At 68.6% G+C, this 20,804-nt stretch carries 19 protein-coding genes; 15 read left to right on the plus strand and 4 right to left on the minus strand.

Annotated elements, in window-relative coordinates; translation table 11 throughout:
- Nucleotides 1-4 precede the first annotated feature (4 nt).
- Together MELE44368_RS19745 and MELE44368_RS19750 are read left to right on the plus strand one after the other, a co-directional pair.
- A complete protein-coding gene (locus MELE44368_RS19745; RefSeq protein ID WP_128110055.1) occupies nucleotides 5-1,642 on the plus strand; it encodes an ABC-F family ATP-binding cassette domain-containing protein in 1,638 nt (545 codons plus the stop codon).
- A gap of 125 nt (nucleotides 1,643-1,767) precedes the next feature.
- On the plus strand, nucleotides 1,768-1,962 hold the full coding sequence (locus MELE44368_RS19750) for a helix-turn-helix domain-containing protein (RefSeq protein WP_128110056.1): 195 nt from the start codon (nucleotides 1,768-1,770) through the stop codon (nucleotides 1,960-1,962).
- Here the strand turns inward: MELE44368_RS19750 and MELE44368_RS19755 are convergent.
- Entirely contained in the window at nucleotides 1,959-2,528 is a 570-nt protein-coding gene (locus tag MELE44368_RS19755) for a TetR/AcrR family transcriptional regulator (protein WP_128110057.1), read from the minus strand. The genes MELE44368_RS19750 and MELE44368_RS19755 overlap by 4 nt on opposite strands.
- A 3-nt stretch (nucleotides 2,529-2,531) precedes the next feature.
- Complete coding sequence (gene acnA / locus MELE44368_RS19760) at nucleotides 2,532-5,348, minus strand: aconitate hydratase AcnA (protein WP_206613818.1); 2,817 nt, start codon at nucleotides 5,346-5,348, stop codon at nucleotides 2,532-2,534.
- Nucleotides 5,349-5,494: 146 nt separating this feature from the next.
- Here acnA and MELE44368_RS19765 point away from each other — a divergent pair, with 146 nt between their 5' ends.
- The 10 genes from MELE44368_RS19765 (at nucleotide 5,495) to MELE44368_RS19810 (ending at nucleotide 15,443) form a co-directional block, all read left to right on the plus strand.
- Nucleotides 5,495-6,019 carry an Rv1476 family membrane protein gene (locus MELE44368_RS19765; RefSeq protein WP_128110059.1) on the plus strand — a complete coding sequence of 175 codons (525 nt, stop codon included), beginning with the start codon at nucleotides 5,495-5,497 and terminating at the stop codon, nucleotides 6,017-6,019.
- Nucleotides 6,020-6,266: 247 nt separating this feature from the next.
- Nucleotides 6,267-7,700: an NlpC/P60 family peptidoglycan endopeptidase RipA gene (gene ripA, locus MELE44368_RS19770; protein ID WP_128110060.1), complete on the plus strand. Its 1,434-nt coding sequence runs from the start codon at nucleotides 6,267-6,269 to the stop codon at nucleotides 7,698-7,700.
- 14 nt (nucleotides 7,701-7,714) lie between these two features.
- Entirely contained in the window at nucleotides 7,715-8,416 is a 702-nt protein-coding gene (gene ripB, locus MELE44368_RS19775) for an NlpC/P60 family peptidoglycan endopeptidase RipB (RefSeq protein ID WP_206613813.1), read from the plus strand.
- 148 nt (nucleotides 8,417-8,564) lie between these two features.
- The gene (gene moxR1 / locus MELE44368_RS19780) at nucleotides 8,565-9,716 is read left to right on the plus strand and encodes a chaperone MoxR1 (RefSeq protein ID WP_128110061.1); all 1,152 of its coding nucleotides are present in this window, start codon (nucleotides 8,565-8,567) and stop codon (nucleotides 9,714-9,716) included.
- Complete coding sequence (locus MELE44368_RS19785) at nucleotides 9,713-10,660, plus strand: DUF58 domain-containing protein (protein WP_128110062.1); 948 nt, start codon at nucleotides 9,713-9,715, stop codon at nucleotides 10,658-10,660. The genes moxR1 and MELE44368_RS19785 overlap by 4 nt, the downstream gene beginning before the upstream one ends.
- 31 nt (nucleotides 10,661-10,691) lie before the next feature.
- Nucleotides 10,692-11,699, plus strand: coding sequence for a VWA domain-containing protein (locus MELE44368_RS19790; protein WP_128110063.1), 1,008 nt, complete (start codon nucleotides 10,692-10,694; stop codon nucleotides 11,697-11,699).
- An 18-nt stretch (nucleotides 11,700-11,717) separates the two neighbouring features.
- Nucleotides 11,718-12,728, plus strand: a complete 1,011-nt coding sequence (locus MELE44368_RS19795; protein WP_128110064.1) for a VWA domain-containing protein — start codon at nucleotides 11,718-11,720, stop codon at nucleotides 12,726-12,728.
- A gap of 126 nt (nucleotides 12,729-12,854) precedes the next feature.
- Nucleotides 12,855-13,622 (plus strand): 3-oxoacyl-ACP reductase FabG1, encoded by a 768-nt coding sequence (gene fabG1, locus MELE44368_RS19800; RefSeq protein ID WP_046751148.1) that lies wholly within the window; start codon nucleotides 12,855-12,857, stop codon nucleotides 13,620-13,622.
- A 15-nt stretch (nucleotides 13,623-13,637) separates the two neighbouring features.
- The gene (inhA, locus tag MELE44368_RS19805; protein WP_128110065.1) at nucleotides 13,638-14,447 is read left to right on the plus strand and encodes an NADH-dependent enoyl-ACP reductase InhA; all 810 of its coding nucleotides are present in this window, start codon (nucleotides 13,638-13,640) and stop codon (nucleotides 14,445-14,447) included.
- Nucleotides 14,448-15,443 carry a ferrochelatase gene (locus MELE44368_RS19810; RefSeq protein ID WP_128110066.1) on the plus strand — a complete coding sequence of 332 codons (996 nt, stop codon included), beginning with the start codon at nucleotides 14,448-14,450 and terminating at the stop codon, nucleotides 15,441-15,443.
- 104 nt (nucleotides 15,444-15,547) lie between these two features.
- Here the strand turns inward: MELE44368_RS19810 and MELE44368_RS19815 are convergent, their stop codons facing one another.
- Entirely contained in the window at nucleotides 15,548-16,393 is an 846-nt protein-coding gene (locus MELE44368_RS19815; RefSeq protein WP_128110067.1) for an Rv1486c family protein, read from the minus strand.
- Between the two features lie 59 nt (nucleotides 16,394-16,452).
- On the opposite strand from MELE44368_RS19815, the gene MELE44368_RS19820 reads away from it, so the two are divergent.
- Nucleotides 16,453-16,884 carry an NfeD family protein gene (locus tag MELE44368_RS19820; RefSeq protein ID WP_128110068.1) on the plus strand — a complete coding sequence of 144 codons (432 nt, stop codon included), beginning with the start codon at nucleotides 16,453-16,455 and terminating at the stop codon, nucleotides 16,882-16,884.
- 22 nt (nucleotides 16,885-16,906) lie between these two features.
- The gene (locus tag MELE44368_RS19825) at nucleotides 16,907-18,139 is read left to right on the plus strand and encodes an SPFH domain-containing protein (RefSeq protein ID WP_128110069.1); all 1,233 of its coding nucleotides are present in this window, start codon (nucleotides 16,907-16,909) and stop codon (nucleotides 18,137-18,139) included.
- Here MELE44368_RS19825 and MELE44368_RS19830 read toward each other — a convergent pair.
- Nucleotides 18,043-18,876 (minus strand): TVP38/TMEM64 family protein, encoded by an 834-nt coding sequence (locus tag MELE44368_RS19830; protein WP_128110070.1) that lies wholly within the window; start codon nucleotides 18,874-18,876, stop codon nucleotides 18,043-18,045. The genes MELE44368_RS19825 and MELE44368_RS19830 overlap by 97 nt on opposite strands.
- A 103-nt stretch (nucleotides 18,877-18,979) precedes the next feature.
- Here MELE44368_RS19830 and mutA point away from each other — a divergent pair, with 103 nt between their 5' ends.
- Nucleotides 18,980-20,803 (plus strand): methylmalonyl-CoA mutase small subunit, encoded by a 1,824-nt coding sequence (mutA, locus tag MELE44368_RS19835; protein WP_128110071.1) that lies wholly within the window; start codon nucleotides 18,980-18,982, stop codon nucleotides 20,801-20,803.
- Nucleotide 20,804: the final 1 nt, after the last annotated feature.

Here is a 20,804-nt window from a genome sequence, read left to right on the forward strand (position 1 = left end):
CAGCGTGATCACCGCAACGGACCTCGAGGTCCGCGCCGGCGCGCGCACGCTGCTGTCCACCGACGGTTCGGCGCTGCGGGTGCAGCCCGGCGATCGCATCGGGCTGGTCGGCCGCAACGGCGCGGGCAAGACCACCACCATGCGGATTCTGGCGGGCGAGGGCGAGCCGTACGCCGGAACGATCTCACGGTCGGGCGAAATCGGTTACCTGCCACAGGATCCCAGAGAAGGCGACCTCGACATGCTGGCGCGCGACCGGGTGCTGTCCGCACGCGGTCTCGACACGCTGCTCGCCGACCTGGAGAAGCAGCAGGTGCTGATGGCTGAGGTCGCCGACGACGCCGCCCGCGACAGAGCCGTTCGGCGCTACGGCCAACTGGAGGAGCGGTTCGCCGCGCTGGGCGGCTACGCCGCCGAGAGTGAGGCCGGCCGGATCTGCGCGAGCCTCGGCCTGCCCGAACGCGTTCTCACCCAGCCGCTGCGCACGTTGTCGGGCGGACAGCGGCGCCGGGTGGAGTTGGCCCGCATCCTGTTCGCCGCGTCGGAAGGCGGCGCCGGCGCTTCGGGTTCGACGACGACCCTGCTGCTCGACGAGCCGACCAACCACCTCGACGCCGACTCCATCGGGTGGCTACGCACATTCCTGCAGAACCACACCGGCGGGTTGGTGGTCATCAGCCACAACGTCGATCTGCTCGCCGACGTCGTCAACCGGGTCTGGTTCCTGGACGCCATCCGCGGTGAGGTCGACGTCTACAACATGAGCTGGCAGCGCTACCTCGACGCCCGTGCCACCGACGAGCAGCGCCGCCGCCGTGAACGCGCCAACGCCGAACGCAAGGCCGCCGCGCTGCGCACCCAGGCCGCCAAGATGGGCGCCAAGGCGACCAAAGCCGTTGCTGCGCAGAACATGCTGCGTCGAGCCGACCGGATGATGGCCGCGCTCGACGAGGAACGGGTCGCCGACAAGGTGGCCCGGATCAAGTTCCCGACGCCTGCCCCCTGCGGACGCACGCCGTTGGTGGCCAAGGGACTGACCAAGAATTACGGTTCGCTGGAAGTGTTCTCGGGTGTCGACCTGGCCATCGACCGCGGCTCACGCGTGGTGGTGCTCGGCCTCAACGGCGCGGGCAAGACCACCCTGCTGCGTCTGTTGGCCGGTGCCGAGTCACCGGATGCCGGTGTGATCGAACCGGGCCACGGCATGAAGGTCGGATACTTCGCCCAGGAGCACGACACCCTCGACAACGCGGCCACGGTGTGGGAGAACATCCGGCACGCCGCGCCCGACACCGGCGAGCAGGATCTGCGGGGCCTGTTGGGTGCATTCATGTTCAGCGGTCCGCAACTCGACCAGCCGGCGGGCACGCTGTCCGGTGGCGAGAAGACCCGGCTGGCACTGGCCGGCCTCGTCGCGTCGACGGCCAACGTGCTGCTGCTCGACGAGCCGACCAACAACCTCGATCCCGCGTCGCGCGAACAGGTGCTCGACGCGCTGCGCAGCTACGTCGGCGCGGTGGTGCTGGTGACCCACGACCCCGGCGCGGCCGAGGCGCTGGATCCCCAGCGCGTCGTGCTGCTGCCCGACGGCACCGAGGACTTCTGGTCCGAGGACTATGCGGAGCTGATCGAGTTGGCCTGACCCGCTCGGGCGCCAGATAGCCGAATTGCGAACCGTTTCACTCAATTCCACCCGCCGGGTGTAGCCGCTTCCTACCCTGGGTATCCGTCGGGGCATCACAACTGTGCGGGGAGGTGCCAGGCACGATGACGCAGAAGAAGGCCGAAAAGCCACGGGATCAACTGTTGACCGAGTTGCGGAGCGCATACGAGAACGGCGCGAGCATCCGGACGTTGGTCGCATCGACCGGCCGCTCGTACGGCTCGATTCACAGCATGCTGCGCGAATCGGGTACCACGATGCGCAGCCGCGGCGGCCCGAACCACCGCAGCCGTCGTTAGCCTTGCTGCTGGCGCAGCGACGCCTCGACCAGGTCCAGTACGGCGCTGAGCTTTTCGGGATCGTCGCCGGACGCCAGCCGTGCGACCAGGCCGTCGAGCACGAGGTCGAGGTACGTCTGCAGCACGGCGCTGGGAACGTCGTCGCGTAGCCGTCCGGCCTGCTTCTGCCGGCGCAGCCTCGCGGTGGTCGCTGCCGACAGTTCCGCGGAGCGCTCCTTCCATCCGCGGCGGAAATCCGGGTCGTTGCGCAGCTTGCGGGCGATCTCCAACCGGGTCGCCAGCCAGTCGAACTGCTCGGGCGCGGCGAGCATGTCACGCATCACCTGGACGAGGCCTTCGCGCGCTGCGACGTCGGCCATCCGCTCGGCATCCTCACGGGCCAGCTCGAAGAACAGCGTGTCCTTGTCCCGGAAGTGATGGAAGATGGCGCCGCGCGACAGCCCGATGGTCTGCTCGAGCCGCCGCACGGTCGCCTTGTCGTAGCCGTACTCCGCGAAACACCGCCGGGCGCCGTCGAGGATCTGACGACGGCGGGCCGCCAGATGCTCGTCGGTGACCCGCGGCATCTGTCAGGACTTCAACATGTTGCGCAGCACGAACTGCAGGATCCCGCCGTTGCGGTAGTAGTCGGCCTCGCCGGGTGTGTCGATCCGCACCACCGCGTCGAACTCGACGGTGTCACCAGAGCCATCGGCTCCGTCGTTCTTGGTGGCGGTGACGTGCACCGTCTTGGGCGTCTTACCCTCGTTGAGCGCCTCGATGCCCGTGATGTCGAACGTTTCGGTGCCGTCCAGCTTCAGGCTGGCCGCCGACTCGCCCTCGGGGAACTGCAGCGGGATGACGCCCATGCCGATCAGGTTGCTGCGGTGGATCCGTTCGAACGACTCGGCGATCACCGCGCGGACACCCAGCAGGCTGGTGCCCTTGGCGGCCCAGTCCCGCGACGAACCCGATCCGTACTCCTTGCCACCCAGCACGACGAGCGGAATGTTCTGTGCCGCATAGTTTTGCGCGGCATCGTAGATGAACGCCTGCTCGCCGCCCTTGGTGAAGTCGCGGGTGTAGCCCCCGGCGACGTCGTCGAGCAGCAGGTTGCGCAACCGGATGTTGGCGAACGTGCCGCGGATCATCACCTCGTGATTGCCGCGCCGTGACCCGTAGGAGTTGTAGTCCTTACGTTCCACGCCGTTGGCCTCGAGGTACTGCGCCGCCGGGGTGCCCGGCTTGATGGCACCGGCCGGGGAGATGTGGTCGGTGGTCACCGAATCACCCAGCAGCGCCAGCACTCTGGCGCCCGAGATGTCGGACACCGGCTGCGGCTCGGCGGACATGCCGTCGAAGTACGGGGGTTTGCGGACGTACGTCGAGTCGGGGTTCCACTCGAACGTGTTGCCGCTCGGGGTGGGCAGATTGCGCCAGCGCTCGTCGCCCTTGAAGACGTCCGCGTAGTTCTTGGTGAACATCTCGCGGTTGATCGCCGAGGCGATCGTGTCGTCGATGTCCTTCTGCGACGGCCAGATGTCCTTGAGGTAGACCTCGTTGCCGTCCTTGTCGCGGCCCAGCGGCTCGGCGTCGAAGTCGAAGTCCATCGTGCCCGTCAGCGCGTAGGCGATCACCAACGGCGGGGACGCGAGGTAGTTCATCTTCACGTCGGGGTTGATCCGGCCCTCGAAGTTGCGGTTGCCCGACAACACCGCGGTGACCGACAGGTCGTTGTCGTTGACGGCCTGCGAGATCTCGTCGGGCAGCGGGCCGGAGTTGCCGATGCACGTGGTGCAGCCGTAGCCGACCAGATAGAAGCCCAGCTTCTCCAGGTACGGCCACAGCCCGGCCTTCTCGTAGTAGTCCGTGACCACCTGCGAGCCGGGCGCCATCGTCGTCTTCACCCACGGCTTGGTGCTCAGGCCCTTCTCCACGGCGTTGCGGGCCAACAGCGCGGCACCCAGCATCACCTCGGGGTTGGATGTGTTGGTGCACGAGGTGATCGCCGCGATCACCACCGCGCCGTGGTCGATGACGAACTCGCCACGCTCGGCGGACTTCACCTCGACCGGGTTGGTCGGCCGCCCGTTGGCGCCGACGGCCGCCGACGGAACGACCGCGTCGTCGTCGGCGAAGGCCAGGCTGGCCGCGGGGTCACTGGCCGGGAAGGTGTCCTCGACCGCCTCGTCGAGCTTGGTGTGCGAGACGGGCATGTGCTCTTCGACGTAGTTGTGGATGTCTTTGCGGAACGCCGTTTTCGCGTCGTTGAGCGCGATCCGGTCCTGCGGCCGCTTCGGCCCGGCGATCGACGGCACCACCGCGGACAGGTCGAGCTCGATGTATTCGCTGTACCTGGGCTCCCGCTTCGGGTCGTGCCACATGCCCTGTTCCTTGGCGTAGGCCTCGACCAGCGCGAGCTGCTCGTCGCTGCGCCCGGTGAAGCGCAGGTAGCTGATGGTCTCTTCGTCGATCGGGAAAATCGCTGCGGTGGAACCGAATTCGGGGCTCATGTTGCCCAGCGTGGCGCGGTTGGCCAGTGGCACCTCGGCGACGCCCTCGCCGTAGAACTCGACGAACTTGCCGACCACCCCGTGCTGGCGCAGCATCTCGGTGACGGTGAGCACGACGTCGGTGGCGGTGACGCCGGGCCTGCGCTCACCGGTGAGCTTGAAGCCGACCACGCGCGGGATCAGCATCGACACCGGCTGGCCCAACATGGCGGCCTCGGCCTCGATGCCGCCGACACCCCAGCCCAGCACGCCGAGCCCGTTGACCATCGTGGTGTGGCTGTCGGTGCCCACGCAGGTGTCCGGGTAGGCCACCCCGTTGCGGTCCATCACCACCGACGCCAGGTACTCGATGTTGACCTGGTGCACGATGCCGGTGCCCGGCGGCACCACCTTGAAGTCGTTGAACGCGCCCTGGCCCCAGCGCAGGAACTGGTAACGCTCCCCGTTGCGCTCGTACTCGATCTCGACGTTGCGCTCGAACGCGTCGGCGCGCCCGAACAAATCGGCGATCACCGAGTGGTCGATCACCAGGTCGGCCGGCGCGAGCGGATTGACCTTTTCCGGGTCGCCGCCGAGTTCGGCGATCGCCTCGCGCATGGTGGCCAGGTCGACGATGCACGGCACGCCGGTGAAGTCCTGCATCACCACCCGGGCCGGGGTGAACTGAATCTCCACACTGGGTTCGGCGCTGGGATCCCAGTTGGCGATCGCCTCGATGTGGTCCTTGGTGATGTTGGCGCCGTCCTCGGTGCGCAGCAGGTTCTCGGCAAGCACCTTGAGGCTGAACGGAAGTTTCTCGGTGCCCGGCACCGCGTCGAGGCGATAGATCTCGTAGCTTTTGTCGTTGACCTTCAACGTGTCACGGGCATCGAACGAATTTAGGGACGTGTTCACCGAATCCTTGCTGCTCACATCAACTCCCGGCTAGTTCTCGCCGCCGACGGGCTGAGTCGACGGCCCACATAACCCTAACAGTACGCTTGTCCTGCAATACGGCCAGGGTCGTCGCTTTACGGGTACCCATAACGTACGGTTCTCCTGTGACCGCGCCGCACGTGATTCCGTTTCTGCCCGGCTATATCCCGCCGGATGTCGACATGAACCAGATCAACGCCGACGTCGCCGATGACGGGGTCGCCGTGCCGCCCTCGGCCGCCGCGGACGTGCCCGGGTTGCGTGAGGTCGTCGAGCAGGCCGGCCAACAGGGCATCGACCTGAAGATCGTCGTCGTCGCGAACAACCCGCCGATCGACACCCCGCTGCGCGACATCGCCACCGAGGTGGGCCAGGCGCATCCGGGGTCGACGGTGCTGGTGCTCAGCCCGTCGGAGTCCGGGACGTACAGTCCGACCATCGATCGGGTCACGCTCGAAGCCGGCCAAGACGTCGCCGAAGGCCGCGGTGCGGTGCAGGGCGCGAAGAACTTTCTCAGCGAGGTGACGACCGATCACTTTCCGTGGACGACATTCACGATATTGCTCGTGCTCGGGGTGGTCGCCGCCGTCATCGCGACGCGAATGTTGCAAGTTCGTAGCAAGCGCGTGCTTGTGCGCGACGAGCGCTAAAACCACACTCTGACAGCAAGTTCCGCCGGATATCAGCCCTAGTCGGCAAAAGAAAAGATCACGGCGAGATAACACTTTTCGCAATTACAAACTTGTAGTTTGTGACTAAAGTTTCTTCGGCGTCAGATGTGACATACGGTGCAGACGGTGGCTGATGTTGTAGATGTGCTTGATGTGACTTCTGCGTACTCAGACGCCCGACGAATGTGTCCGCACGTTCGCGTGGAGCCATAGGAGACACAAGCCGATGAGACGCAACCCTGGCGCCTCTGCCTTGCGGTCGCGCGGACGTCTTTGCGCGGCTTTGCTGGCAATGGGACTGTTGTTCGCGACGCCCGGTCTGGTGACACCGCCGCAGGCCGCCGCACAACCGGGTGGCTCGGACGGCGTCGCGCAACTGGTCGCCGCCGTCGCCAACGCCAACCAGAAGCTGCACGAACTGGGCGCGGCCATCCAGGCCGAGCAGGAGCGTGTCAACAAGGCGATCGTCGACGTGCAGACCGCGCGCGACAATGCCGCCGCCGCGCAACGCGAGGTCGACGCCAGCAGGCAACGTGTCGAGGACGCCAACCGGGCGATCGAGGCCGCCCAGCAGCGCTTCGACCGGTTCGCCGCGGCGACGTACATCAACGGCCCGTCGAACTCGTATCTGACCGCCAGCGACCCGGCCGACATCATCGGCACCGTCGCCGCCGGGCAGACGCTGGCGGTCAGCGCCCAACAGGTGATGGCCGATCTGCAGCGGGCCCGCACCGAGCAGGTCAACCGCGACTCCGCGGCACGGCTGGCCAAGCAGAACGCCGACAAGGCCCTCGCCGACGCCGAAGCCCGTCAGCAGGACGCGGTTTCGGCGCTGACGGACGCGCAGGGCACGTTCAGCGCCCAGCAGGCCGAACTGGACAAGCTCACCGCCGAGCGGGAAGCCGCACAGGCCAAGCTCAACGAGGTCCGCAAGATGTCGGCGACGACACCGGCGAGCGGACAGCAGGCACCGGCGGCCGCGCCGGCGGCCGCGGCCCCCGGCGGTGACTGGGACCGGGCGCCCCAGGGCGTCGACCCGGCCACGGGGAACTGGGCCACCGCCTGGGATCCGTTCCTGCCCGCCATTCCCAGCGCCTTCGTCAGCGGTGACCCGATCGCGATCATCAACGAGGTCCTGAACATCATGGCGACCTCCGCGCAGGTCACCCAGGACCTGGGACGCAGCTTCCTGCAGAAACTGGGACTGCTGCCCACCCCGACGGGCTACACCAACGGCGCGATTCCCCGCGTCCACGGCCGCGAAGCCACCGAGTACGTCATCCGGCGCGCCATGTCCCAGATGGGGGTGCCCTACTCGTGGGGCGGCGGTAACGCGGCCGGACCCAGCCGGGGCATCGACTCCGGCGCGGGCACAGTGGGTTTCGACTGCTCCGGGCTGATGCTCTACGCATTCGCCGGGGTGGGCATCAAGCTGGACCACTACTCGGGCTCGCAGTACAACGCGGGCCGCAAGGTCCCGTCGTCCCAGGCGCGTCGCGGCGACATGCTGTTCTGGGGCCCCAACGCCAGCCAACACGTGGCCCTCTATCTCGGTGACGGCCAGATGATCGAGGCGCCGTACACCGGCTCGGTGGTGAAGATCTCCCCGGTGCGCCACAGCGGCATGACCCCCTACGCGACCCGTCTCATCGAGTGGTGAGAGTAAGGATTACTTTGCGCTTCAAGCTCTTTCGCTTCCTGACCGGCTTGCTGCTCGGGACGTGCGCGCTGGCCGTGGCGGCCGGGCTGGCCACTCCGACGGCAGCGGCGCCCGATGACGGCCAGTGGGATCCGACCCTGCCCAAGCTCATCAGCGCGGGCGCCCCCGGCGACCCGTTGGCGATCGCCAACGCCTCGCTCGCCGCCACCGCGCAGGCCACCGAAGTCACGATGAACCTGGGCCGCAAGTTCCTCGCCACGCTGGGCCTCGCGCCCGCGGAGGCGGCCGGCGTCGCGCCGGGCCGGGTGCGCGGACCTCAGGCCATCGAGTACGTGATCCGCCGGGGCGCGTCGCAGATGGGCGTGCCCTACTCGTGGGGCGGCGGTAAGCCCAACGGCCCGAGCCGGGGCATCGACTCCGGGGCCAACACCGTCGGCTTCGACTGCTCGGGCTTCACCCAGTACTCGTTCGCCGGCGTCGGCGTGCTGATCCCGAAGTATTCGGGCGACCAGTACAACACCGGGCGCAAGGTGCCGACGTCGCAGGCCAAGCGTGGCGACCTGCTGTTTTGGGGGCCCGGCGGCAGCCAGCACGTCGCGCTTTATCTCGGCGGCGGGAAGATGCTGGAGGCGTCCGGCAGTGCCGGGAAGGTGACCGTGAGCCCGGTCCGGCAGGCCGGACTGCAGCCCTACGTGGCCAGGATCATCGAAACCTGAACGCCGCCTGAGCGCAGGCTGAGCGAATCGACGAACTGCACGGGCAACGTCGACGGATCAAGAACTGCCTGGAATAGTTGACGACGAGCGGCCGCGCCGATCCGGTCGAGGCCGCTTTGACCAGCGAGTTGATGTGGAAGGAACGTTGATGACGTCACCGAGTGGGCCGCCGCAGGGCGCTGGAGGGTACTCCGGCCAGGCACCAGCGCAGGGCTACCCGCAGGGCTCGCACGCCGCGCCGTCCAACGCGGCCCCCACCAACGGCGGGCTGCAGCAGGAGGTCCACACCCTCGAGCGGGCGATCTTCGAGGTCAAGCGCATCATCGTCGGTCAGGACCAGCTGGTCGAGCGGATGCTCGTCGGCCTGCTGGCCAAGGGGCACGTGCTGCTGGAGGGCGTGCCCGGCGTCGCCAAGACGCTGGCCGTGGAGACGTTCGCCAAGGTGGTGGGCGGCACCTTCGCGCGTATCCAGTTCACGCCGGACCTGGTGCCCACCGACATCATCGGCACCCGCATCTACCGCCAGGGCCGGGAGGAGTTCGACATCGAACTCGGCCCGGTGGTGGTCAACTTCCTGCTCGCCGACGAGATCAACCGCGCACCGGCCAAGGTGCAGTCGGCGCTGCTGGAGGTCATGGCCGAACGCAAGATCTCGATCGGCGGTAAGACCTTCCCGCTGCCGCAGCCGTTCCTGGTGATGGCGACGCAGAACCCGATCGAGCAGGAGGGCGTCTACGCGCTGCCCGAGGCTCAGCGCGACCGCTTCCTGTTCAAGCTCAACATCGACTATCCGACGCCGGAGGAGGAGCGCGAGATCATCTACCGGATGGGCGTCAAGCCCCCGGAGCCCAAGCAGGTTCTGGCGCCCGGCGATCTGCTGCGCCTGCAGGACGTCGCGTCGAACACGTTCGTGCATCACGCCCTGGTGGACTACGTCGTGCGCGTCGTCACCGCCACCCGTCAGCCCGAGAAGTTCGGCATGCCCGACGCCAAGGCGTGGATCGCCTACGGCGCCTCCCCGCGTGCGTCGCTCGGCATCATCGCCGCGGCGCGTGCGCTCGCGCTGGTGCGCGGCCGCGACTACGTGATCCCGCAGGACGTCGTCGAGGTGATCCCCGATGTGCTGCGCCACCGGTTGGTGCTGACCTACGACGCGCTGGCCGACGAGATCTCGGCCGAGACGGTGATCAACCGCATCCTGCAGACCGTGGCCCTGCCGCAAGTCAACGCCATTCCGCAGCAAGGCCATTCGGTGCCGCCCGTCGTGCCCGCCGCCGCAGGTGCGGCCAGCAGTCGGTGACCAGCTCGCGGCGCACGGTCGACCTGCCGTCACTGAAGCGAGGGGAGATCCGTGATCCCGCGCTGAGCGCGGCGCTGCGCAAGCTCGAGCTGACGGTGCGCCGCAAGCTCGACGGCGTGCTGCACGGCGATCACCTCGGGCTGCTGCCCGGCCCCGGTTCCGAACCGGGGGAGTCGCGGCTCTACCAGCCCGGCGACGACGTGCGCCGGATGGATTGGTCGGTCACGGCGCGCACCACCGAACCGCACGTGCGGCAGATGATCGCCGACCGCGAGCTCGAGACGTGGCTCGTGGTCGACATGTCGGCCAGCCTGGACTTCGGTACCACCGGGTGTGAGAAGCGCGATCTGGCGGTGGCCGCCGCCGCGGCGATCACCTTCCTCAACAGCGGGGGAGGCAACCGGATCGGCGCGATCATCGCCAACGGCGACACCATGCGTCGGGTGCCCGCGCTTTCCGGGCGCATGCACGAGCAGGAGATGCTGCGCACGATCGCCACGATGCCCAAGGCGCCCACGGGAGTTCGCGGTGATCTGGCCGCCGCCATCGACGCGCTGCGCCGTCCGGAGCGTCGCCGCGGGATGGCGGTGATCATCAGCGACTTCCTGGGTCCGATCAACTGGATGCGCCCGCTGCGCGCGATCGCCGGCCGTCACGAAGTCCTCGGCATCGAGGTCCTCGACCCCCGTGACGTCGAGCTGCCGCCCGTCGGCGAGGTCGTCCTGCAGGACGCCGAGACCGGCCAGACCCGCGAGTTCACCATCGACGAGCAGCTGCGTGACGACTTCGCCCGGGCCGCGGCGGCCCACCGTGCCGAGGTCGCCAGGACGCTGCGCCGATGCGATGCGCCGCTGCTGTCGCTGCGCACCGACCGGGACTGGATCGCCGACGTCGTCCGATTCGTCGCCAACCGCAGACGTGGTGCGCTGGCGGGCCGCGCCTAGATCGGGTTGGCCGTGAAATGATTAGGCGCACATGACATTGCCGTTGCTCGGTCCGATGACTCTCTCGGGCTTCGAACACGCATGGTTCTTCCTGTTTCTGCTCGTGGTGCTCGGGATCGTCGGGCTCTACATCGTGGTGCAGCTGTCGCGGCACCGGCGGATGTTGCGCTTCGCCAACATGGAATTGCTGGAAAGCGTTGCGCCCAAACGGCAGGCACGCTGGCGGCATCTGCCCGCGATTCTGGCCGTGATCGCGTTGGTGTTCCTCACGGTGGCCATGGCGGGTCCGACGCACGACGTTCGCATTCCGCGTAATCGGGCGGTGGTGATGCTCGTCATGGACGTGTCGCAGTCGATGCGGGCCACCGACGTGCTGCCGAACCGGATGGCCGCCGCCCAGGAGGCGTCCAAGCAGTTCGCCGACGAGCTGACCCCCGGCATCAACCTCGGGCTGATCTCGTACGCGGGCACCGCGACCGTGCTGGTGTCGCCGACGACGGGGCGCGAGGCCACCAAGAGCGCGATCGACGGCCTGCAGTTCGCCGACCGCACCGCCACCGGGGAGGGGATCTTCACCGCCCTGCAGGCCATCGCCACCGTCGGTGCGGTGATCGGCGGCGGCGACGAACCGCCGCCCGCGCGCATCGTGTTGTTCTCCGACGGTAAGGAGACGGTGCCGTCGAACCCGGACAATCCGAAGGGCGCCTACACCGCGGCCCGCGCGGCCAAGGACCAGGGGGTGCCGATCTCGACGATCTCGTTCGGCACGCCGTACGGGTACGTCGAGATCAACGACCAACGGCAGCCGGTGCCCGTCGATGACGAGATGCTCAAGAAGATCGCCGATCTTTCCGGCGGGGAGGCGTTCACCGCGTCCAGCCTCGAACAGCTGCGCGAGGTCTACGCCAACCTGCAGCAACAGATCGGCTACGAGACCATCAGGGGCGAGGCAAGCACGGGCTGGCTGCGGCTGGGAGCGGTGGCGCTGGCGCTGGCAGCGCTTGCGGCGCTGGCCATCAACCGTCGGCTGCCGAACTGAGACGGGGACGACTCTGAGATGACCCTTCCGCTGCTGGGACCGGTATCACTGTCGGGCTTTCAACACATCTGGTGGTTCGTGCTGTTCCTGGCCGTCGTGCTCGGCCTGGCCGTGCTCTATGTCCTGACCCAGCTGTCCCGGCGCCGGCGGCTGCAGCAGTTCGCCAACACCGAACTGCTCGACAGCGTGGCGCCCAAACGGCCGAGCCCGTGGCGGCACCTACCCGCCGCGCTGCTGGGAATCGCGTTGCTGCTGTGCACGATCGCACTGGCCGGGCCCACCCACGACCAGCGGCTCCCGCGCAACCGCGCGGTCGTGATGCTCGTCATGGACGTGTCACAGTCGATGAAGGCCACCGACGTCGAGCCCAGCCGGCTGGTCGCCGCCCAGGAGGCGTCGAAGAAGTTCGTCGACGAGCTCACCCCGGGCATCAACCTCGGCGTCATCGCGTATGCCGGCACGCCGACGGTGTTGGTCTCGCCGACGACGAACCGGGACTCGAGCCGGCGCGCCATCGACAACCTGCAGGTCGCCGACCGCACCGCCACGGGCGAGGCGATTTTCACGGCGCTGTCGTCGATCTCGACGGTCGGTGCCGTCATCGGCGGCGGCGACACCCCGCCGCCGGCGCACATCGTGTTGTTCTCCGACGGTAAGGAGACGGTGCCGTCGAACCCGGACAATCCCAAGGGCGCCTTCACCGCCGCGCGGGCCGCCAAGGATCAGGGGGTGCCGATCTCGACGATCTCGTTCGGGACCCCGAACGGCTCGGTGGAGGTCAACGGCGAGCGGGTGCCGGTGCCCGTCGACGACAAGATGATGAAGAGGATCGCCGAGCTGTCCGGTGGGGAGTCCTACACCGCGGCCAACCTCGACGAGCTGAACAAGGTCTACGCCACCCTCCAGGACCAGATCGGCTATGAGACCGTCCGGGGTGAGGCCACCACCGGCTGGTTGCGTCTGGCCGCCCTGGTGGCCGCCGTCGCGGCGGTGGCGAGCCTGTTGATCAACCGCCGGCTCCCACTGTGACTGTTTACGCCCGAAGGGACAAACGGGCGGGAAAGTGCGAGTGGATCGCGCCGAAACGTCGATCTCGGCGCCGGCAGGCTCGCGGTGATTTCAGTCAACCGCAGCTCACACGTTAAGTTGGCGGGCATGACGGAGACTGCAGTTCCTGAATCGGAGAGCCAAACGGCAGGCGCACGTCCGCCTTTCGTGTCCCGGTCGGTGCTGGTTACTGGCGGAAACCGCGGGATCGGGCTGGCGATCGCGCGGCGGCTGGCCGCCGACGGGCACAAGGTGGCCGTCACGCACCGCGGTTCGGGCGTGCCCGACGACAACCTGTTCGCCGTAGAGTGCGACGTCACCGACAACGCCGCCGTCGACCGCGCCTTCAAGGAAGTCGAGGAGCACCAGGGGCCCGTCGAGGTGGTGGTCTCCAACGCCGGCATCTCCAAGGACGCGTTTCTCATCCGGATGACCGAGGAGCGCTTCGAGGAGGTCATCAACGCCAACCTCACCGGCGCGTTCCGGGTGGCCCAGCGCGCGTCGCGCAGCATGCAGCGCAAGCGCTTCGGCCGGATCATCTTCATCGGCTCGGTGTCGGGCATGTGGGGGATCGGCAACCAGGCCAACTACGCGGCCGCCAAGGCCGGCCTGATCGGCATGGCGCGCTCGATCTCCCGGGAGTTGTCGAAGGCCAACGTCACCGCCAACGTCGTGGCCCCCGGCTACATCGACACCGAGATGACCCGGGCGCTGGACGAACGGATCCAGGCCGGGGCGCTGGAGTTCATTCCGGCCAAGCGCATCGGCACCGCCGAGGACGTCGCCGGAGTCGTCAGCTTCCTGGCCTCCGAGGACGCCGGTTACATCGCCGGCGCGGTCATCCCGGTCGACGGCGGCATGGGCATGGGCCACTGAGAGATAAGGACAGACATGGCAGCGATTCTCGAAGGCAAGCGCATCCTCGTCACGGGGATCATCACCGACTCCTCGATCGCGTTCCACATCGCGCGGGTGGCGCAGGAAGCCGGCGCAGAGCTGGTGCTGACCGGATACGACCGGATGAAGCTCATCCGGCGGATTGCCGACCGGCTGCCCAGGGAGGCGCCGCTGTTGGAGCTCGACGTGCAGAACTCCGAGCACCTCGACACGCTGGCCGACCAGATCACCGAGGTGATCGGCGAGGGCAACAAGCTCGACGGCGTCGTGCATTCGATCGGGTTCATGCCGCAGTCGGGCATGGGGATCAACCCGTTCTTCGACGCGCCCTACGAGGACGTCGCCAAGGGCATCCACATCTCGGCGTACTCCTACGCCTCGCTGGCCAAGGCGACGCTGCCGATCATGAACCGGGGCGGCAGCATCGTCGGCATGGACTTCGACCCCACCCGGGCGATGCCCGCGTACAACTGGATGACGGTGGCCAAGAGCGCGCTGGAGTCCGTCAACCGGTTCGTCGCGCGTGAGGTCGGGCCGCACGGTGTGCGTTCGAATCTGGTTGCGGCAGGCCCGATCCGCACGCTGGCGATGAGCGCCATCGTGGGCGGAGCGCTGGGTGAAGAGGCCGGCGAGCAGATGCGCCTGCTCGAGGAGGGCTGGGACCAGCGCGCACCCGTCGGCTGGGACATGAAGGATCCGACGCCGGTGGCCAAGACGGTGTGCGCCCTGCTCTCGGACTGGCTGCCCGCCACCACCGGCACCGTGATCTACGCCGACGGCGGCGCCAGCACGCAGCTGTTGTAGATGGCTCACCCGGTCTTCGACGCCCTTCTGCTGCTGTCCTTCGGCGGGCCGGAGGGCGAGGCCGACGTGATGCCGTTCTTGGAGAACGTCACCCGCGGTCGCGGCATCCCGCGTGAACGGCTTGCCGACGTCGCCGAGCACTACCTTCACTTCGGCGGGGTGTCGCCGATCAACGGGATCAACCGCGCGCTGATCGAGCGGCTGCGCACGCTCGTCGACGTGCCGGTCTACTTCGGCAACCGCAACTGGCAGCCCTACGTCGAAGACACCGTCACCGCGATGGCCGAGGACGGCGTCACGCGCGCCGCGGTGTTCGCCACCTCCGCGTGGGGTGGCTACTCCAGCTGCACGCAGTACGTCGAGGACATCGCCCGGGCACGCGCGGCCGCCGGCGACCGCGCCCCGCAACTGGTCAAAATCCGCCAGTTCTTCGACCATCCGACGTTCGTGCAGATGTTCGCCGACGCGGTCGCCGAGGCCGCGCGGAGCGTGCCCGACGACGCGCGGCTGGTTTTCACCGCGCACTCCATTCCGCTGTCCGCCCGATCCCGTTGCGGCCCCGAACTTTACGAACGCCAAGTGGCCCATGCCACCCGGCTGGTGGCCGCCGCGGCGGGATACGACGACTACGACCAGGTCTGGCAGTCACGCTCGGGGCCGCCCCAGGTGCCCTGGCTGGAACCCGATGTGGCCGACCACCTCCGGGCGCTCGCCGACGGTGGCGCCACGGCGGTGATCGTGTGCCCGATCGGCTTCGTCGCGGACCACATCGAGGTGGTGTGGGATCTCGACCACGAACTCAAGGCGCAGGCCGACGACGCGGGTATGGCATTCGCGCGGACCGCCACACCCAACGCCGACCTCGCCCTGGTGGCCGCCGACCTGTTCGACGAGCTGCGCACCGGGCGGGCGCCCATCCGCGTTCAGACACCGAATCCGCCGCCGCTGCAGGGTTTCTCCGTCGACGGCGCGCTGTGCACACCGAACTGCGGATAGCGCCGCGCCTCATAGCGCACCTCGTAGCGCACCTCGTAGCGCGAGAAGACGTGAAAACCCCCTTTTCGACGGGTTTTCAGGGGTTTTCGCGTCTGCTCGCGGGGTCAACCCCAGGCCGAGTGCAGGATCGTGGTGACCGCAGCCAACCGCGCCGAGCGCACCACGGCCGAAAGGGGTCGCAGCACATCGGAGGCCAGCCGCAACTCCGAGGAGCTGTGCAGGCCAATGGGAATCAACTCAGCGCTCACGGAGACGATGGCATCGACCTGCGCCGCGTTCTCGAGCACTCGTAACGCCCGTGAGGGGGCGTGGCCGGGAATGCGGTGTCGGCGCTCGGATTCCAGCACCTGCGTCACGAGGCCGCGGGGATCGTCGACGTCCAGGTCGGCGGCGCCCGCGCGGAGCGTCGCCAATGCCTCGGCGGCTGAACGCACCGCGGACCGCAACTCGTACTCGGCCTCACCGAGGTCCGGCGATGCCACCGGCGCGACGGCCGGGATGGAGTAGGCAGTCCAGGACAGCCCGCATGGATCGGCGTCGTCGTCGGTGTCGGTTTCGAGGTCGGGGTACTCGAAATCGGGTACCAGGCCGATCGCCTCGGCGGAGCCGTTCGTGATGACGATCGCCTCGCCGGCCGCCACCGCGTCGCGCTGGAACTGTGTCCCGGCGGGCAGGCCCCTGACGTCACCGGGGACCGGCAGCACAAGCGACATCGGGGGATTCGCCGGCGCGCCGGCCGCGGTGCGCAGCGTCTGAAGCAGCGAGACGGCGCCCGCGTCAACCAGATCCGGCCACGGCAGGCCCGTGCGGCCGGCGGCGACCGAGTCGTAGGCGGTCACGGAATGCTGTGGTGCCCACTGAGATAGCGCGTCGAGGACGTCGTCCGGGGCGGCCGCGCCTGCGAGCCAGGCGTTGGCCCACATCGACAACGAGACACTGGGGCACCACATGATGCTCGCAGTGTAGTTGTTACCGGTTGCGCAGCACGGTCGCGCGCTAGGCTGAAGCCATGCCTGCCGCCCTGATCTGGCTTGTCGCCGCGCTGGCCCTCGCGGGAGCCGAGGCGCTGACCGGCGACATGTTCTTGCTCATGCTGGGCGGTGGTGCACTGGCGGCGGCGGGCTCGAGCCTCATCTTCGACGAGCTGTGGGTGCACGGCGCGGTGTTCGCCGTCGTGTCGGTGCTGCTGCTGGTGCTGGTGCGCCCCGCGCTGCGCAGGCATTTCCTATCCGGCCGCGGCCTGCCCGAACCGGTCAAGGCGCTGGAGGGCAAGAGCGCGCTGGTGCTCGACCGGGTGGCGCGCCACGAGGGGCGGATCAAGCTCGAAGGTGAGGTCTGGACCGCGCGCCCGCTGAACGAAAACGATGTGTACGAGGAGGGCGACCACGTGACCGTGGTGCACATCGACGGCGCCACCGCCGTCGTCCACAGGCTCGACTAGAGGCACAACGGAAGGAACCACCATGGACGGTGCCATCGCCGGTCTGATCCTCTTGGCCGTACTGGTGGTGTTCGCCGCCATCGTCGTCGCCAAGTCGATCGCGCTGATCCCTCAGGCCGAGGCCGCGGTCATCGAGCGGCTGGGCCGCTACAGCCGCACGGTCAGCGGCCAACTGACGCTGCTGGTGCCGTTCGTCGACCGGATCCGGGCCCGGGTCGACCTGCGCGAGCGGGTGGTCTCGTTTCCCCCGCAGCCGGTGATCACCGAGGACAACCTCACGGTCGCGATCGACACGGTGGTGTATTTCCAGGTCACCAACCCGCAGGCGGCGGTGTACCAGATCAGTAACTACATCGTCGGCGTCGAGCAGCTCACCACGACGACGCTGCGCAACCTGGTCGGCGGCATGACCCTGGAGCAGACCCTGACGTCGCGCGACCAGATCAACACCGCGCTGCGCGGCGTGCTCGACGAGGCCACCGGCCGGTGGGGGCTGCGGGTGGCGCGGGTGGAGTTGCGCGCCATCGACCCGCCACCCTCGATTCAGGACTCGATGGAAAAACAGATGCGCGCCGACAGGGAGAAGCGCGCGATGATCCTCACCGCCGAGGGCCAGCGGGAGTCGGCGATCAAACAGGCCGAGGGCCAGAAGCAGGCGCAGATCCTGGCCGCCGAGGGCGCCAAGCAGGCCGCCATCCTGGCGGCGGAGGCCGACCGCCAGTCGCGCATGTTGCGGGCCCAAGGTGAACGGGCCGCCCAGTACCTGCAGGCCCAGGGCCAGGCCAAGGCGATCGAGAAGACATTCGCCGCGATCAAGGCCGGCCGTCCGACACCTGAGCTGCTGGCCTACCAGTACCTGCAGACACTGCCGCAGATGGCCAAGGGGGAGGCCAACAAGGTGTGGTTGGTGCCAAGCGATTTCGGCGCCGCGCTGCAGGGCTTCACCAAGCTGCTCGGTGCGCCAGGCGAGGACGGCGTCTACCGGTACACCCCGTCGCCGGTCGAGGACGATCTGCCCAAGCCCGAGGACGATTCCGACGAGGTGGCCGATTGGTTCTCCACCGAGACCGATCCGGCGATCGCGCAGGCGGTGGCCAGGGCCGAGGCAGAAGCCCGTACCCCGGTGCAGCAGCCGGGATATTCCACGCCGCAGCTGGGTCAGTCGCCGACGGTGCAGCCCGGCGCACCGACCCCGCCGTCGACTCCGGCATCGACCCCGTCGCCCCGTGACGGCGGAGGCTCACACGCCCGGTAGGGCACCGAAAGCGCAGGGGGCGGAACCGATTCGGTGAGGCCCCGGTGGTGACGGCGGTGGGCGCGCACCTCATAGACCAGGCCCGCGATGCCCACGCTGGCGGTGCACGCCGACACCAGCACCAACAGGGGGTCGACGTTGCCGGTCAGCGCGTCGCCGAGGATCACGACGGCCGCCGTCCCGGGAAGCAGCCCCACCAAGGTCGCCAGCGTGTATGGCAGGGTGCGCACAGCGGAAGCGCCCGCGGCGTAGTTCAGCACCGAGAACGGCACGGCGGGAATCAACCGCATCGAGATCACGGTGGGCCAACCCCGTTGCCGCAGGCGCGCGTCCAATGAGTCGACGCGGGGGTGCCGCACCAAGCTGTTGAGCTGCCACCCCACGGCGCGAACCACGAGCAATGCGATCACCGCGCTGACCGTGGCCGCGGCCACCGCCAGCGGGATTCCGAGCGCAGGACCGAAGAGCAGGCCCGCAGCCAGCGTGAACGCCGTGCGCGGAAACGGGAAGACGGTCACGACGATGTGGGCGCCGAGAAACGCGAGCGGGAACCACGGCCCGACCGAGGTGGCCCAGTCGCGCAGCTGCACCGCCGTCGGCAGCGGCACGAACAGCGCGAATGCGACGAGAATCACAATCACGGTGCCGATCGTGACCACGCGCCGCCTGGGCAGGCCGGCCGCCGTGGCGATCACGGCCGCGCGGACCGCGCGCAGGGTTCTGACGACGGTGTTCACGCCTACCAAGAGTACGGAACCCCGGGCGCCCTCCCGGTCAGCGCCGGCGCGAGTCGGCTGCCCGGCGGACAACGGTCGAAGGGCGATCATTTAGCCTGATGGCGTGCAGAAATCCACTGCGATCGAAGCCGATCTCCAGCGTTGGCGCTCTTCTGTGGCCGGGGTGCTGGCAAAGACCACCCGACGGGATCCCGCCGATCTGCCGGCCGAGCCGGAGCGGCTGCTGGACTCGCCGACCTATGAAGGCTTCCCGATCCGGCCCCTCTACACCAGCCTCGACGCGATCGCCGAGCATCCGCTGCCCGGCCAGTGGCCCTACGCGCGCGGCGGGGATGCGCTGCGCGACGTCAAGGCGGGATGGAAGGTGGCCGAGGCGTTTCCGGCCAACGGATCCGCCGCGGCCGGGCAGCAGAACGGTGCGCTGCTGCTCGCGCTGACCGAAGGGGTCAGCAGCCTGGTGCTCAAGATCGGCGAGCCCGGCGGTGTGCCCGCGGCCGAGCTGGACCGGCTGCTGGACGGCGTGTTCCTCGACCTGGTGCCGGTGGTGCTCGACGCGGGACGCGATTACGTCGCGGCCGCCGACGCGGTGCTCGAGCTGGTGGCCGATTTCGACGACGACCAGCGTTCGCGGCTGTCGCTGGACCTGGGCGCCGATCCGTTGACCGCTGCGGTGAGCGGTCGTCCCGCTGCCGCCGTCACCGACGTCGTGAAGATGGCGGCTGAGATCACCGGCCACGACGGGCACGTGCGCGCCATCACGGTGGACGGCCCGGCCTTCCACAACATCGGCGCCAACGCCTCGTGGGAACTGGCGGGCAGCGTCGCGGCCGCGGTGACGTATCTGCGGCTGCTCGCCGAGGGCGGTGTCACCGGTGCCGACGCCGTGCGGCAGATCAGCTTCCGGCTGGCCGCCGACGACGACCAATTCATGACGATCGCGAAAATGCGCGCGGCGCGGCAACTGTGGGCGCGGGTGGCCGAGGTGGTCGGCGCCGGCAATGCGGCCCGTGCCGGGGCGGCGACGTTGCACGCGGTGACGTCGCTGCCGATGATGACCAAGCGCGATCCGTGGGTGAACATGCTGCGCACCACGCTGGCGGCCTTCGCCGCGGGCGTCGGCGGCGCCGACACCGTGCAGGTGTATCCGTTCGACGTCGCGATCGTCGGCGGATTCCCCGGCACCTCAGCCAGTTTCGCCCGCCGCATCGCGAGAAACACCCAGCTGCTGCTCATCGAGGAGTCCCATGTCGGCCGGGTGCTCGACCCGGCGGGCGGCTCCTGGTACGTCGAAGACCTCACCGACCAGCTGGCCGAACAGGCCTGGAAGCAGTTCCAGGACATCGAGTCGCGCGGCGGGTTCCAGACCGCGCAGAGTTACGTCGTCGAGCAGATCACCGAGGTGGCAGTGCAGCGCGCCACGGACATCGCGCATCGCCGCACCGCGATCACCGGGGTCAACGAATATCCGAACCTGGCCGAACCTCCGCTGCCGCTAGGGGAGTCGCTGCCGGGGGTGGCCCGCTACGCGGCCGGGTTCGAGGCGCTGCGGGACCGCTCGGACGCGTTCCTGGAGAAGACCGGCGCCAGGCCGCGGGTGCAACTGCTGCCGCTGGGCCCGCTGGCCGAGCACAACACCCGAACCACGTTCGCGACCAACCTGCTGGCGTCCGGCGGCATCGAAGCGGTGACCGACACCGACGAGGCACAGTCGGCCACCGTCGCGGTGATCTGCGGCACCGACGCGCGGTACGCGACCGAAGCCTCCGCGGCCGTCGACGCCGCCCGCCGAGCCGGCGTCTCGCACGTGCTGCTCGCCGGGCCGGAAAAGGCGGTGGCCGAGGCGGATTCGAAACCGGACGGCTACCTGACGGCGAAGATCGACGCGGTCAGCGTGCTGTCGGACCTGCTCACCAGATTGGGGGCCTGAG

Source organism: Mycolicibacterium elephantis DSM 44368, from assembly GCF_004014805.1.
Taxonomy (GTDB): Bacteria; Actinomycetota; Actinomycetes; order Mycobacteriales; family Mycobacteriaceae; genus Mycobacterium; species Mycobacterium elephantis.

Coding starts and splice junctions, on each gene's coding strand:
- moxR1 (WP_128110061.1), top strand. CDS start 8,565: ATGACGTCACCGAGTGGGCCGCCGCAGGGCGCTGGAGGGTACTCCGGC.
- MELE44368_RS19790 (WP_128110063.1), top strand. CDS start 10,692: ATGACATTGCCGTTGCTCGGTCCGATGACTCTCTCGGGCTTCGAACAC.
- MELE44368_RS19810 (WP_128110066.1), top strand. CDS start 14,448: ATGGCTCACCCGGTCTTCGACGCCCTTCTGCTGCTGTCCTTCGGCGGG.
- MELE44368_RS19815 (WP_128110067.1), bottom strand. CDS start 16,393: ATGTGGTGCCCCAGTGTCTCGTTGTCGATGTGGGCCAACGCCTGGCTC.
- MELE44368_RS19755 (WP_128110057.1), bottom strand. CDS start 2,528: ATGCCGCGGGTCACCGACGAGCATCTGGCGGCCCGCCGTCGTCAGATC.
- ripA (WP_128110060.1), top strand. CDS start 6,267: ATGAGACGCAACCCTGGCGCCTCTGCCTTGCGGTCGCGCGGACGTCTT.
- MELE44368_RS19750 (WP_128110056.1), top strand. CDS start 1,768: ATGACGCAGAAGAAGGCCGAAAAGCCACGGGATCAACTGTTGACCGAG.
- MELE44368_RS19795 (WP_128110064.1), top strand. CDS start 11,718: ATGACCCTTCCGCTGCTGGGACCGGTATCACTGTCGGGCTTTCAACAC.
- inhA (WP_128110065.1), top strand. CDS start 13,638: ATGGCAGCGATTCTCGAAGGCAAGCGCATCCTCGTCACGGGGATCATC.
- MELE44368_RS19820 (WP_128110068.1), top strand. CDS start 16,453: ATGCCTGCCGCCCTGATCTGGCTTGTCGCCGCGCTGGCCCTCGCGGGA.
- fabG1 (WP_046751148.1), top strand. CDS start 12,855: ATGACGGAGACTGCAGTTCCTGAATCGGAGAGCCAAACGGCAGGCGCA.
- MELE44368_RS19825 (WP_128110069.1), top strand. CDS start 16,907: ATGGACGGTGCCATCGCCGGTCTGATCCTCTTGGCCGTACTGGTGGTG.